Annotated in this window: 11 protein-coding genes; 7 read left to right on the top strand and 4 right to left on the bottom strand. The window is 69.4% G+C overall.

All coding sequences use genetic code 11. The features are described from left to right. The 4 genes from SD626R_RS01100 to SD626R_RS01115 all read left to right on the top strand — a co-directional run. On the top strand, positions 1-182 hold a 182-nt coding region (locus SD626R_RS01100), incomplete at its 5' end, for a SufD family Fe-S cluster assembly protein (protein WP_176697241.1). A gap of 1 nt (position 183) precedes the next feature. Next, the gene (sufD, locus tag SD626R_RS01105) at positions 184-1,398 is read left to right on the top strand and encodes a Fe-S cluster assembly protein SufD (protein ID WP_092562296.1); all 1,215 of its coding nucleotides are present in this window, start codon (positions 184-186) and stop codon (positions 1,396-1,398) included. 152 nt (positions 1,399-1,550) lie between these two features. Next, positions 1,551-2,036: a rubrerythrin gene (locus SD626R_RS01110; protein ID WP_092562356.1), complete on the top strand. Its 486-nt coding sequence runs from the start codon at positions 1,551-1,553 to the stop codon at positions 2,034-2,036. Between the two features lie 43 nt (positions 2,037-2,079). Next, the gene (locus SD626R_RS01115) at positions 2,080-2,517 is read left to right on the top strand and encodes a metal-dependent transcriptional regulator (RefSeq protein ID WP_092562299.1); all 438 of its coding nucleotides are present in this window, start codon (positions 2,080-2,082) and stop codon (positions 2,515-2,517) included. A gap of 38 nt (positions 2,518-2,555) precedes the next feature. On the opposite strand, the gene prf1 is transcribed toward SD626R_RS01115, so the two are convergent. The 4 genes from prf1 to SD626R_RS01135 all read right to left on the bottom strand — a co-directional run bounded on the left by prf1 (position 2,556) and on the right by SD626R_RS01135 (position 9,659). Then, a complete protein-coding gene (gene prf1, locus SD626R_RS01120) occupies positions 2,556-3,806 on the bottom strand; it encodes a peptide chain release factor aRF-1 (protein WP_092562302.1) in 1,251 nt (416 codons plus the stop codon). A 473-nt stretch (positions 3,807-4,279) separates the two neighbouring features. Further along, the gene (argS, locus tag SD626R_RS01125) at positions 4,280-6,094 is read right to left on the bottom strand and encodes an arginine--tRNA ligase (protein ID WP_092562305.1); all 1,815 of its coding nucleotides are present in this window, start codon (positions 6,092-6,094) and stop codon (positions 4,280-4,282) included. Positions 6,095-6,600: 506 nt separating this feature from the next. Beyond that, entirely contained in the window at positions 6,601-7,536 is a 936-nt protein-coding gene (locus SD626R_RS01130) for an NAD-dependent epimerase/dehydratase family protein (protein ID WP_092562308.1), read from the bottom strand. A gap of 512 nt (positions 7,537-8,048) precedes the next feature. Beyond that, on the bottom strand, positions 8,049-9,659 hold the full coding sequence (locus SD626R_RS01135; protein ID WP_092562311.1) for an ABC transporter permease: 1,611 nt from the start codon (positions 9,657-9,659) through the stop codon (positions 8,049-8,051). A gap of 116 nt (positions 9,660-9,775) precedes the next feature. Here SD626R_RS01135 and SD626R_RS01140 point away from each other — a divergent pair, with 116 nt between their 5' ends. From SD626R_RS01140 to SD626R_RS01150, 3 genes are all read left to right on the top strand, one after another. Next, a complete protein-coding gene (locus SD626R_RS01140) occupies positions 9,776-10,348 on the top strand; it encodes a gluconate 2-dehydrogenase subunit 3 family protein (RefSeq protein WP_092562314.1) in 573 nt (190 codons plus the stop codon). Beyond that, positions 10,345-12,003: a GMC family oxidoreductase gene (locus tag SD626R_RS01145; protein ID WP_092562317.1), complete on the top strand. Its 1,659-nt coding sequence runs from the start codon at positions 10,345-10,347 to the stop codon at positions 12,001-12,003. Before SD626R_RS01140 ends, SD626R_RS01145 begins: the two co-directional genes overlap by 4 nt. Before the next feature lie 245 nt (positions 12,004-12,248). Continuing rightward, a complete protein-coding gene (locus tag SD626R_RS01150) occupies positions 12,249-12,902 on the top strand; it encodes a dolichyl-phosphate hexose transferase (RefSeq protein WP_241996788.1) in 654 nt (217 codons plus the stop codon). Positions 12,903-13,447 lie beyond the last annotated feature (545 nt).

Below are 13,447 nucleotides of genomic sequence, written 5' to 3' on the forward strand. Positions count from 1 at the left end.
CCGTCGGGAAGATCGGCGACGAGGACATCTTCTACCTCCAGTCGCGCGGCCTCGACGACGACGACGCCAAGCAGATGATCGTTTCGGGCTTCATCGAGCCCATCACAGAGGAGCTGCCCATCGAGTACGCCGTCGAGCTCAACCGGCTCGTCGAGCTCGAGATGGAGGGCTCGCTCGGATAACATGAGCACGCAAGCAATCGAGAGCCTCTCGGAGGACACGGTACGACGCATCGCCGACGAACGCGACGAGCCCGAGTGGCTCCTGGAGACCCGTCTGAACGCACTCGCCGCGCTGGAAACGGCGGAGCTTCCGGATGTCATCCAGACGCCCGGGCGCCGCTGGACCGACCTGGAGGCGCTCGACTTCGAGGCGCTCGTCGACCCGCTGAACCAGTCCGACGCCACGGAGCGGGCGGCCGGCGACGACGAGGTCGTCGTCCTCCCCTTCACCGAGGCGTTCGATGAGTACGGCGACGTCATCGAGGCGAACTTCGGCTCGGTGCTCGACCCCGAGCACAACTACCTCACGGCGCTTTCGGTCGCGCTCTTTACCACCGGCACGTTCGTCTACGTTCCTGAGGGCGTCGACGTCGAGGACGTGACGGTGCGCGCGGAGATGAACTCCCGCTCGCTGTTCAGTCAGACGCTCGTGGTTGCCGAGGAGTCGTCGTCGGTGACGATCCTCGAATCGATCGAGTCGGGCGACAGCGCGGTCGACGGCGACCGGTACTTCTCGAACCTCGTCGAGATCGCCGCGGGCGAGAACGCGAACGTCCAGTTCGGCTCGCTCCAGAACCTCGACGACGACTCGTACACCTACTCGCTGAAGCGCGGCGTGACGGACGCGTACGCGACGGTCGACTGGATCGAGAGCAACTTCGGCTCGAAGCTCACCCGCTCCGATGTCGAGACCGAGTTGAACGGCGACGGCTCCGAGAGCCAGATCGTCGGGACGTTCTTCGGCACCGATGACCAGCACTTCGACCTGAACGCCCGGGTCTGGCACCAGGCCGAGCACACGACGGCTGACCTCGTCACCCGCGGCGTGCTCGACGACGTGGCCCGCTCCGTCTACGAGGGCGTCCAGGACGTCGGCGAGGACGCGTGGAACACCTCCAGCTACCAGCGCGAGAACACGCTGATGCTGTCTGACGACGCCGAGGCCGACGCGTCGCCGAAGCTGATCATCCACAACCACGACACCGAGGCGTCGCACTCGGCGACGGTCGGCCAGGTCGACGCCGAGGATCTGTTCTACCTCGAGAGCCGAACGATCGACTCCCGCACGGCGCGGAACATGCTCGTCGAGGGCTTCTTCGTGCCCGTGTTAGAGGAGATCGCGGTCGACGAGTTCCGCGACGACGTGCGGGAGCTCGTCCTCCAGCGCCTCCAGTAGACGCGGGAGTCGGTCCCCGTTCGGGGGCGCGTCGCGGCGTTTCCGTTTTTTCTTCCCGCCGAGCCCCGGGTGAAGGGGAACTCCTTAAGTCGGACTACGCCCGAGTGCGAGTGTATGCGAACGGGCGTATCGAGCGGTGACGGGTGGTGGCCGTGAGCGTGAGCCAGCGGATCGGTTCCGACGACCAGCTCGCCCGCCTGTTACAGATCGGGATCGTGTTGGAGGAGGTGGTCGAGGCGCGGGCGCACCACCACTACCGCGGCGTCGACGCCGAACTCGACGACGAGATCGAGGCGCTGCTCGCGGACGCGGCCGAGGAGTCGGCCGATCACCGCGAGCGGCTGGAGTCGCTGATCGCCGGACTCGGCGTCGACAGCGTCCCCTTCGACGAGATCGAATCGCTCGTCGACGCGCGCTACGGGCGGACCAAGCCCGAGGACTTCGACGGGATCTTATACGACCAACTGTGCAACGAGGAGACGGCCTACAAGTTCTACGACGACCTCATCGAGGCGATCGAGGCGTCCGATGCGGCGTTCTCGATCGACCGGGAGCGCCTCTTGGAGACGTTACGGACGATCCGGGAGGAGGAGGCCGAGGGCGTCAGCGAGGTCACGGAGGTCATGGAGCGACGATGAACCGGCGTATCGGACCGACGACGAGCCCCGACGGAGGAGAGCCGTGAACACCGCAGACCAGTACCTCAAGACGATATACGTCGTACAGGAGCAGGAGGACGGGCCGGCCTCGACGGGGTCGATAGCCGACGCCCTCGACGTGAGCCCGGCGAGCGCCAACGAGATGATCGGCAAGCTGGAGGAGCGCGGGCTCGCCGAGCACGAGAAGTACAAGGGGGTCCGGCTCACCGACGACGGGATCGTCCGGGCGCGGGACGCGCTCCAGACGTACTGCATCATCGAGCGCTTCCTCGCGAACGTCCTCGGCGTCGAGGAGTTCCGCGCGGAGGCCCGCGAGCTGGAGGCCGTCATCGACGACACCGTCGCCGAGCGGCTCGACACGATCATCGACCGACAGCCGGAGTGTCCGGACTGCTTCGACCCCGAGACCGACGCCTGCGCGTGCCTGGAGGTCGCGATGGCGCCGGTCGAGTCGGACTGACGAGAACGTCTCGACCGTCGGGAGGCCGTCTCCCGACCTCAGACGCCCGTCGAGTACCGCAGAATGCCCGCGATGCCGCCGAACGCGTCCATCAGCTGTTCGCCCTTCTCGAAGTCCGTGGAGATGAACTTCGTGTCCGTCCCGCGCTGCTCGGCGATGTTCATCAGGTGTTCGATGACGTCGTCGCGCTCGTCGACGTCGGCCGGTTCGCCGCACTCGGCGCACTCGTGGTCCGGCGTGGAGTGTCGCGAGTCGATCACCTCGTACTCCTCGTGCCCGTTCGGACACTCGTAGACGACGACGTCGGAGCGGAGGTCCTCGGAGATGAGCAGCCGGTCGACCGATCCCATGATCAGGTTCCGGCGGGTCTGCTCGAAGCCGTACGTCGCCTCCTCGCCGGTGTGGAGCTTCTCGAAGAACTCCTCCATGTGCCGTTTGTCCTCGACGATCTCCTGGTCGGCGAGCGCCTCGCTCGCGTTGTCGACGAGGTCCTTCAGGCCGGACTCGTCCGTGTACGCCACGTCGAACTTCCCGAGCACCTTGTCCTGGAGCTCGTGGTGGAGGTAGTCGCCGTCGAGGAACTCGTCTTTCGTCGGGGAGGGACCGCCGACGAGGATGCCGTCGAGCTCGTGTCGCTTGTCGACGAACAGGTCGTCGGCCATCCCGGCGACCTCCTGGTAGAAGTTGTCGATCGCTTCGAGCCGGAGGCGGGCGAACCGCTGTGCGGACTGGCCCCCTTTCCGCTGTTTGCCGGGGACGAGCGAGGACGCTGACTTGACGGGCTCGATGCGTTTCCCCTTGAGCCAGCCGACGTTGGCCTCGCGGCGGTCCAAGACGATGAGCCCGAACAGCCCGGAGTCCTCCAGCATGTGTTCGAGCGGTTCGGTGAGGAACGCGGAGTCGCAGTGATACCGGAACGACTCGACGGGCTGGGGCGGCGACTCCAGCGTCCGGGTGACCATGTCCGTCTGACCGCCGCCGGCGTCGATCGCCCCCGAGAAGATCACGATCCCGTTCTCGGGCGGGTAGGTGTCGTAGTAGCGGAGGCGGTCCTTGATCGAGGTGAGCGCGTCCTGCACGGCGGTCCGGGTCTGTTTCGACTTGATGTTGGACGCCTCGCTGTGTTCCTGAGTGACGTGGGCGACCACGTCGGAGATCTGCCGGTCTTCGGGGATGTAGATGGTGACGAGCTGCGTGCCGGAGCCTTCGAAGTCCTTGAGCTCCTCGATGACCTTGCGGAACTCGTACTTCCGCCGGTCTTCGCTCGCCGCTTGGGCGTCGCTACTCATTATCCGAACTACGGCGACGTGCGTGTAAGTAAGCTTTGACCTCCCCGTCGGGGCGGCGGTACCGAGTCACACGGGCTGTCGATCGCAGTGTCGTTTATAAACGTCGTGCGGCGGCGCGTGCCTGCGAGCGGCCGGCAGGCCGCGAGCCAGCACGCGCGAGGGAGTCGCTGGCGGCGTCGGCGCCAGCGACGAGGCTGGGGAGGGGTGAGGCTGTGGTGCCGTGCAGTGTGGGTGGGACTCAAAGGGGCAGCGACGAGGGCCGCGGAGGCGACGTAAGCACCGCAAGGAGGGAGCGAAGCGACTGACTGAGGAGCGCAACGAGCGTGCGCGGCCCTCATCGCTGGGGCTTTGGAGGTGTTCACCGCCGATCCATCAGCAGGCGTTTATAAGCGACCGATCGGGGGCGAGGAAACGTTCATCCTACCGTCGACGACGAACCTCTAACCGGAAAGAGACGAGTTATCACCCCGCTCCTACATCGATTCCGGCGCCTCGACCCCGAGCACGTCGAGCGCGTTCGCCATCGTGTGCTTCGCGGCCGCGACGAGCGCGACCCGAGCGGCCCGGAGCTCGTCGTCCGCGGCGGTGACGACCGGGCACTCCCGGTAGAAGGCGTTGTACGCGTCGGCGAACTCGCGGGTGAACGTCGCGACCGTGTGCGGCTCCAGGTCGTCGGCCGCCGCCTCGATGACGGCCGGGAAGCGGGCGACCTCGCGCAGGAGCTCGCGCTCCGCGTCGGTCTCGAAGACCGCGGCGTCGACGTCGAGGGCGTCGGGGTCGACCGCGCTCTCGGACCCGGCGCCGCCCGTCACCCCTGGCACGTCGACGCCCTCGGCCGCGGCCTCGTCGAGGATGCCGGCGCAGCGCGCGTGGACGTACTGGACGAACGGGGCCGACTGCGCCTCGAAGTCGAGCGCGTCCTCCCACTCGAAGGTGATCGCCTTCGCGGGCTGCTTCGAGACGATGTCGTACCGGACCGCGCCGATGCCGACCTGGTGGGCGATGCGCTCCACGTCCTCGTCGGTCAGGTCGTCGTCGCGGATGCGGTCGTCCATCCGGCTCTCGACGGCGTCGCGGGCGCGCTCGATCGCCTCGTCCAGCAGGTCGTCGAGCATCACGCCGGTCCCGCGGCGGGTGGACATCTTCCCGTCGGGGAGGTTAACGTACGAGTAGATGACGTGGCCGAGCCGGTCCGTGTCGTTGCCGAGGAGTTCGAGGGTCGCGTCGAGCTGGTCGGCCTGGAGCTTGTGATCCTCGCCGAGGACGGTGACCGCGCGGTCGTAGTTGTCGAACTTCCACTCGTGGTGGGCCAGGTCGCGGGTCGTGTAGAGGCTGGTGTCGTCCGAGCGCAGGAAGACGAGGTTCTTCTCGATCCCCCACTCGTCGAGCTCCAGCTGCCACGCGTCCTCCTCGTAGACGGCCTGATCGGTCTCCTTGAGCCGCGCGGCGATGTCGTCGGTCGAGCCGTCACGCATGAACCGCGTCTCCTTGACGAACTCGTCGAACTCGGCGGGCAGGCGGGCGAGACACGCCTTCATCCCGCCGAGGACGGTGTCGACGACCTCGCCGACGCGCTCGTACGTCTCCTCGTCGCCGGCTTCGAGCCCCTGGAGGATGTCCTGAATCTCTTCCTCCGCGGCCTCGACCGCGTCCGGATCGGCCTCCTCCAGATACGCGTTCCCCTTCCGGTAGTAGCGCACGAGGTCGTACTCGGCGCGGTCGCGGGCGGGCTCCGCCTCCAAGTCCGACTCGTCGAACCGCTCGTAGGCCCACGTGAACACCGCCATCTGGCGGCCGGCGTCGTTGACGTAGTAGTGGCGGTCGACGTCGTAGCCGGCGTACTCCATGAGGTTCGCGACCGCGTCGCCGACGATCGGATTCCGTGCGCGGCCGACGTGGACCGGGCCGGTCGGGTTCGCGCTCGTGTGCTCGACGACGACCGACGCGTCCCGGTCGGGGAGCGCGCCGTAGCCGGCGTCGGCGGCGGCCGCGTCGAGCGTGTCGACGAGGTAGCGCTCGCCCGCGTGGAAGTTGACGTACGGGCCGGCCGTGTCGACCGAGTCGAGGTAGTCGTAGCCGGCGACGGCGACCGCCTCGGCGACCTCGCTCGCGACGTTCGGCGGGGCGTCGCCGACCTCGCCCGCGAGCCGGAAGGCGACGCTGGAGGCGAGCGTCGCGTCCATGTCGTCGGGCGGGCGCTCGATGCCGAGGTCGTCGGTCGGGAGGTCGAGCGCGGCGAGCGCGGCGGAGAGCGCCGCCTCGACCTCCGACCGGAACTGCCTGAACATACCGTTCGTTCGACGGGCTGATTAAAAGGGCCTTCCGAAGCGGCGCGGCGGGCGAGGCGTGGGATCAAAGGGGACGAAACGGAGACTCTCCGAACTGCGGTGGCGCGTGCCTGCGGGGCCGCATCGCGGCCGAGCAGCACGCGCGAGGGAGTCGGTGGCCTCCGCTTCGCTCCGGACCACCGACGAGGCTGAGGAGGCGTGAGGCAGCGATTGCGGTGCCGGGGCGGGACTCAAAGGGGCAGCCGTGAGGCGGGCGCAGGCGAAGCAAGGACCGCAGGGCGGGAGCGAGTGAAACGAGCGACCGACCGAGGACCGCAGCGAGCGTGCGCCCGCCTCACGGCTGGGGCTTTGGAGGTGTTCACCGCCGATCTGTTGATCCCGATTTATGAGTGAGCGACTGGAAATTTAGAGTCGCTTGCCGTTGATCTCCGGGCAACTGTTTATAAACAATCAGCTGGGGCTTCGGAAGCATCTCCCGCAGAACAGCCGATACCGGAACCAAATTCCTATGAGACGATCTCGTCGATCAGTTCGCGCGCGCTCCGTCGGACCGCCTCGTCGCTCTCGGTCGAGGGCTCCCAGCCCAGATCGGCCAGCTTCTCGATCGACAGCCGCATCTTCGGCACGTCGCCGGTCCAGCCGCGGTCGCCGCCGGTGTAGGCGTACTCGGGGTCGACGCCGAGCTCGTCGCTCACGATGTCGGCGATGTCGGTGACCGAGGTGGTCGTGCGCGTCCCGAGGTTGTACACGTTGTACGCGTCGTCGGCGCCCTCGACGACGTGCTGGATGGCGTCGACGCACTCGGTGACGTGCATGTACGACTTCTCCTGGCGGCCGTCGCCGAGGATCTCCAGCTCCGTCGGGTCGGCGTCCAACTTCTCGATGAAGTCGGGGATCACGTTGCCGCGCTGGCGCGGCCCGACGATATTCGCGAACCGGAACACCCACGACCGGATCCCGTAGGAGTGCGCGTGCGTGGAGATGAGCGCCTCGTCGGCGAGCTTCGAGGAACCGTAGATGGAGATCGGTTCGAGGGGGCCGTACTCCTCCGGCGTCGGGCGCGGCGCCTCGCCGTAGACGGTCGAGGAGGAGGTGAACGCGAAGCGGTCGGTTCCGACCTCGCGCATGCGGTCTAAGACGTTGTACGTCATCTCGGTGTTCTCCTCGAACAGCTCCCGGTCGTCGTCGTAGTTCGTGTCCGTGTACGCCGCGAAGTGGAAGACGACGTCGAGGTCGCCCGTGACCGCCTCGGCGACGTCGCCGGGGTCGGTCAGGTCGGCCTCGACGAAGTCGGCGCCGTCGGGCACTCGGTCGCGGGTCCCCTTCGAGAGGTCGTCTGCGACGCGGACGGTCGCGCCGCGGTCGAGCAGGCTCGCGGCGAGGTGGCTGCCGACGAGGCCGGCGCCGCCCGTGACGAGCACGCGTGAATCGGCGAGGTTCATGCGTACCCGTGTGAGGGTGGCGAATAAGTACGTGTGGAATCGGAACGGGACGTGGTCGTGAGGGGTCGATAGATCGCTGTTGCCGACGCGGTGAGCGCTTCCGAAGAACCGACCGCTCGGCTATACGTCGTTTTCGATACCGAGACCACCTCCAAAGCCCCAGCCGGGAGGCGGGCGCACGCTCGTTGCGCGCTTCAGTCGCTCACTTCGTTCGCTCCCTCCAGTGTCACCGGCGGCTTCGCCGCCGGCTGCCCGTGGCGCGTAGCGCCACGCTGCTTACGTCGCCTGCGCCCGCCTCCCGACTGCCCCTTTGAGTCCCGCACCGCACCGCACAGCGACCGCACCTCACGCCTCCCCAGCCTCGTCGCCGGCGCTGTGCGCCGGCTGCCAGAGGCGCTTCGCGCCTCGCTGCCGCGGCCGCCATCGGCGGCCGCGGGCTCCCTCGCGCGTGCGGTTCGCGGCCTGCCGGCCGCTCACCGGCACGCGCCACAGCAGCCTTCGAAACGTCTCTCTCACAGCCCCTCTTCGCCGCCCTCCTGCGCGAGGATGACGACCATCGAGAGCCCCGAGATGACGAGGAGGATGAGCGTGGGGACGACCGCGTACTGGTACAGCGCCGTCGCCTGCGCGCGCCAGATCTGCGTGACGATCGTCTCGAACCCGGACGGGCGGAGGACGAGCGTGACCGGAAGCTCCTTCATCGTCGTGAGGAAGACGAGGGCGGCGCCCGCGACGATCCCCGACCGCACGAGCGGGAACGTCACGCGTCTGAACGTCCCCGTCGGCGATTCGCCGAGCGTGCGCCCGGCCTCAACGAGACGCCGGTCAACCTGGAGGATCGACGTGCGGGCCGACCCGACGGCCTGCGGGAGGAAGCGGACCACGTACGCGCACACCAGGAGCGGCAGCGTCTGGTAGAGCCACGGCGCGTACCCGGAGCCGAAGTAGACGAGCGCCAGCGCGAGCACGATGCCGGGGACCGCGAACCCGACGTACGTGGCGCGCTCGAAGACGGTCGCGAGCGGCGAGTCGTGGTTCGCCGCGAAGTACGCGATCGGGATCGCCGCGAGCGCGGCGGCGACCGCCGCCGCCGCCGAGACCGACACGGAGTTGAGCACCTGCACCGGTTCGAACGCCATCGAGGGGCGGCGACCGGACTCCGACCTGACCAGCCACAGGCCGAGGATCCACAGGGGGACGAGCAGCGCGAACCCGGAGACCCCGGCCGGCAGCAGCGTCGCCGGCCACCGGAGCCGCCCGAGCGACACCCGGTCCTCGGTCCGGCCCGCGTCGTCGCCGCTCGTCTCGCGGTCCGAGCGGACGGCCCACTCCAGCGCGAGCACGAGGACGACCACGACGAGCAGCTGGAGGGAGAGCAGCGCGGCGTAGTCGCGGCCGAACGCGTTGTACTCGACGTAGATCTGGCGGGTGAACACGGGGAGCCGCATGATCGAGGGCGTCCCGAAGTCGGAGACAGCGTACAGCGCCGCCAGCAGCGCCCCGGCGGCGATCGCGGGGCGGATGGTCGGGAGGGTCACCCGGCGGAACGCCGACAGCCGGCCGTGGTTCAGCGTTCGGGCGGCCTCCAACAGCGTCGTGTCGAACGACAGCAGCGCGGCGCGGGTCGTCAGGTAGACGTACGGATAGGTGTACAGCGTGATGACGAGGACCGTGCCGGAGAGCCCGTAGATGTCGGGGATCCGCTCGACGCCGAGCGGCGCGAGCACCTCGTGGAACTCTCCCTGCGGTCCGAACGCGGAGACGAACGAGAAGGCGCCGACGTAGCTCGGGACGACGAGCGGGAGCGCGACCGCGACGGACCAGAACCGGCGGAACGGGAGGTCGGTCCGAGCGGTGAGATACGCGAGCGGAACGCCGACGAGGATCGAGAAGGCGGTGACCCCGCCCATCAGCAGCAGGCTGTTGACGAGCACGTCGGCGGTCCCCGCGCTGAACAGGAGGTCAAGCGCACGCTCGCGCTCGACGGCGACCGCCTCGATGACGAGCCACGCCAGCGGGAACACGAGCGCGGCGGCGATCGCCGCACACAGCAGCGTCAGCCCGATCGGAAGGCGGCCGTCGCCGTCGGTCAAGCGGTCGCGGATCCGATGTCGCAGGGTCATTGTGCGGAGGCGGTGTCGCTCTGTCCGAGCGTGGCCGCGCCCGCCGTTAGGGGTTCCGATCCCCCGGCGAGCGCGCTCCGACGGATATAAGAATTTAGGGATGCCTAAAACCTCCCATGGAACTGACGCGACGCGACGCGGCGGCCGCGCTGGCCGCGATCGGCGCGACCGGCGGCGTCGCGCTCGGCGTCCGTCGAGCGGGCGACGGTGCGGAGCGGTCGGACGGTGCGAAGCAGTCGGACGGGCCCGCGGGAGACGGCGAAGAGATCCCCGACGACGAGGCGGTCCGCGAGACGATGACCGCGGTCGCGACCGTCGTCTACCCGGAGCCGGTCACCGGCGTCGAGGCGTTCGTCGACGGATTCCTCGACGGTCGCCTCGACGGGTCGGCGCACGGCGAGGGGATCCGGGCCGCGGTCGGCGAGGTCCGGTCGGCGTCGCGGTCGTGGTACGACGCCCCGGTCGCCGAGATCTCGGCGGCCGAGCGCGACTCGCTGCTCCGCGAGCTGGGCGCCGACACCGCGGAGGAGGACCCGCGCGGGTCGGCGGCGGAGCGGGTGCGGTACTACGTCGTCAACGAGCTCCTCCTCGCGCTGTACGCCTCGCCGACCGGGGGCGAGCTCGTCGGGATCGAGAACCCGCAGGGGTACGCGGGCGGCGCGGAGAGCTACACGCGGGGGCCGCGATGAGCGGCGCCGAGAGCGTCGGGGACGGGCGGTCGGAGGCCGGCGACGGAGGGGCCGACGACGTCGACCGCACGCCGGTCTCGGACGCCGACGTCTGCGTCGTCGGCGCGGGGCCGGCGGGCGCGCTCGTCGCCGACCGGCTCGCCGGCGAGCGCGAGGTCGTGGTGCTCGACGCCGGACCGCGGTTCGACCCGGCTGACCGCCTCGCCAGACAGGAGCGGGCGATCCGGCCCTCCTACGGTCGACCCGACGTGTGGGGCGTCGGCGGCGAGCGCGACGCCCACGAGAACGCCGGCGACCGGTTCTACCCGCTGAACCACGCCCGCGTGAAGGGGATCGGTGGGTCGACGCTCCACTGGCAGGGGATGGTGATGCGGCTCCACGAGGACGACTTCAACTCCGGCACGGAGCGGGGCGTCGGCCCGGACTGGCCGATAGAGTACGCCGACCTCCGGCCGTACTACGCCGAGGCCGAGCGCGAGCTCGGCGTCGCGGGCGCCTCGGACAACCCCTACGCGCCGCCGCGCGAAGAGCCGCACCCGATGCCGGCGTTCGAGCCCTCCTACAGCGACTCGCTGTTCGCCGAGGCCTGCGAGGAGCTCGGGATCGACATGCACTCCGTGCCGAACGCCCGCAACTCCGAGCCGTACGACGACCGGTCGGCCTGCGTCGGCTACGGCACCTGCCAGCCGGTCTGCCCGAGCGGCGCGAAGTACGACGCGACCGTCCACGTCGAGCGCGCCGAGGAGCGGGGCGCGACCGTGATCGACCGCGCCCCCGTCCAGCGGCTCGAACACGACGGCGACGACCGGGTGACCGCGGCGGTGTACGCGACGCCGGACGGCGGGGAGCACAGGCAGGAGGCGGACGCGTTCGTCGTCGCCTGCGGGGGCGTGGAGACGCCGCGGCTCCTCCTCCTGTCCGCGTCCGACCGCTACCCGGACGGGCTCGCGAACCGGAGCGGCCACGTCGGCGAGTTCTTCATGGACCACCTGTTCGCCGGCGCGGGCGGGACCCTCGACGAGGAGACCCGCCAGAACCACGTCGGCTTCTACACCAGCGCCTGCGACCAGTTCTACGACGAGGCCGACGAGTCGCAGGCGCCGTTCAAGCTGGAGTTCTTCAACTACGCCGGCCCGTCGCCGGTCGAGATGGCGCTGTCCGGCGACGACTGGGGCGACCCCCTCTTGGAGCGGCTCCGCGACGGGTACGGGGACCACGTCGCGATGGGCGGGCTCGTCGAGCAGGCCCCCGACGCCGACAGCCGGGTGACGCTCGCCGACGACCGCACCGACGGTCACGGCAACCCCGTGCCGCGGATCGAGTGGACGGTCGGCGACCGCGCGCTCGACACGATCGAACGGGCGAACGAGATCCAGGTGTCGATCTTGGAGGAGCTCGGCGCGGACGTCGAGTGGGTGGCCGGCCCGGACGCGACCGGTCCCGCCTACCACCACATGGGAACGACTCGCATGAGCGACGACCCCGAGGCGGGCGTCGTCGACGCAGACTGCCGGACCCACGACCTCGACAACTGCTGGATCGCCTCAAGCTCCGTCTTCCCGACGAGCGGCGCGATGAACCCGACGCTCACCATCGCCGCGCTCGCGCTGCGCGTCGGGGACGACGTCGCCGAGTGGCTCGGCGGGGAGAATTGACGACCCGACGACATTGTTTTAGGCAAACCTAAAAATTCAAGTGCGTGCGAACGGAGAGTCGGGTAATGAGCGACTCAGCACACGCGACGAACGGCTCCGCGGCCGCCGTGGAGGACGGGACCGACGAGGACCGCGAGGCGGGCGTCACAGTGGAAGACGACGCCGCGAGCGGCGAGGACGAGACCGGTGACGCCGCGACCGCCGACGCGGGCGAACCGTACGCGTTCGACGACCTGAGCGTCGTGATGGGGACGTACAACGAGGAGGAGGCGATCGCGACGGTGTTGGAGGACATCGACGAGGTCACCGACGGGAAGGCGGAGGTCGTCTGCGTCGACGGCTCTTCCGACCGGACGCCGGAGATCGCCCGCGAGCACGGGGCGACGGTCGTCGAGCAGGAGCCGCAGGGGTACGGCGTCGCAGTGCGGGAAGCGATCCTGACGCCCGACCGCCCCGTGGTCGTCACCACCGACTGTGACGACACCTATCCGATGGAGGCGCTGCCGGAGTTCCTCGCGGAGATCAACGACGGCGCGGACGTGGTGAGCGGCGACCGGCTCTACCACGGCGCGGAGGCGATGCCGGCGTTCAACCGGTTCGGAAACCACGCGTTCGCGGCGTTCGCGAGCCTGCTGATGGGCGAGCGCGTCCACGACACCACCACCGGGATGCGCGCGTACCGCCGCGACGTAGTCGAGGAGATCGGCTGGACGGAGAACACCGGGCTCTCCGCGGAACTCCTCATCCGCCCGCTGATGCGCGGCCACGACGTGCGCGAGCGGCCGATCCGCTACGCCGAGCGACTCGGCGAGACGAAGCTCGACCCGATCGGCGGCGGCGCCGCCATCGCGATGTCGATCGTCACCGTCTGTCTCGAAGAGCAACTGCGGCGCTTCTGAGGGCACTTCGCCCCTCGACGCGGCGTCGGACGGCGGTCCGGACGCACACTGTGGGCACAGTAGACCGCCGCCGGCGGCGTTTTCTACGACCCTGAGCGACGGCGCCACCCGGTCGCCATCGACCGCAACTGCGCGCGGTGGCGCGTGCCTCCGAGCGTCCGAAGGACGCGAGGAGCACGCGCGAGGGAGTCGCTGGCGCCGGCGGCGCCAGCGACGAGGCTGGGGAGGCATGAGGTGCTGTGCGGTCGCTGTGCGGGGCGGGACTCAAAGGGGCAGCCGCGAGGCCGCCGTAGGCGACGTAAGCACTGGAAGGAGCGAACGGAGTGAGCGACTGAAGCGCGCAGCGAGCGTACGGCGGCCTCGCGGCTGGGGCTTTGGAGGTGGTCACCGCCGATCCGCCAGCGACTGCGTACAGCCGAGCGGCTGGGGCTTTAGAGGCGGTCACCGCCGATCCGCCAGCAACTGCGTACAGCCGAGCGGCTGGGGCTTTGGAAGTGGTCTCGGCTGTGAAGCCCGCGTCCCGAAGGAGAGCTGGGATTCTGGTG

The sequence above is a fragment of the Halorubrum sp. SD626R genome (genome assembly GCF_001261915.1).
GTDB lineage: Archaea > Halobacteriota > Halobacteria > Halobacteriales > Haloferacaceae > Halorubrum.

Coding starts and splice junctions, on each gene's coding strand:
- argS (WP_092562305.1), bottom strand. CDS start 6,094: ATGTTCAGGCAGTTCCGGTCGGAGGTCGAGGCGGCGCTCTCCGCCGCG.
- SD626R_RS01135 (WP_092562311.1), bottom strand. CDS start 9,659: ATGACCCTGCGACATCGGATCCGCGACCGCTTGACCGACGGCGACGGC.
- prf1 (WP_092562302.1), bottom strand. CDS start 3,806: ATGAGTAGCGACGCCCAAGCGGCGAGCGAAGACCGGCGGAAGTACGAG.
- SD626R_RS01145 (WP_092562317.1), top strand. CDS start 10,345: ATGAGCGGCGCCGAGAGCGTCGGGGACGGGCGGTCGGAGGCCGGCGAC.
- sufD (WP_092562296.1), top strand. CDS start 184: ATGAGCACGCAAGCAATCGAGAGCCTCTCGGAGGACACGGTACGACGC.
- SD626R_RS01140 (WP_092562314.1), top strand. CDS start 9,776: ATGGAACTGACGCGACGCGACGCGGCGGCCGCGCTGGCCGCGATCGGC.
- SD626R_RS01130 (WP_092562308.1), bottom strand. CDS start 7,536: ATGAACCTCGCCGATTCACGCGTGCTCGTCACGGGCGGCGCCGGCCTC.
- SD626R_RS01150 (WP_241996788.1), top strand. CDS start 12,249: ATGGGGACGTACAACGAGGAGGAGGCGATCGCGACGGTGTTGGAGGAC.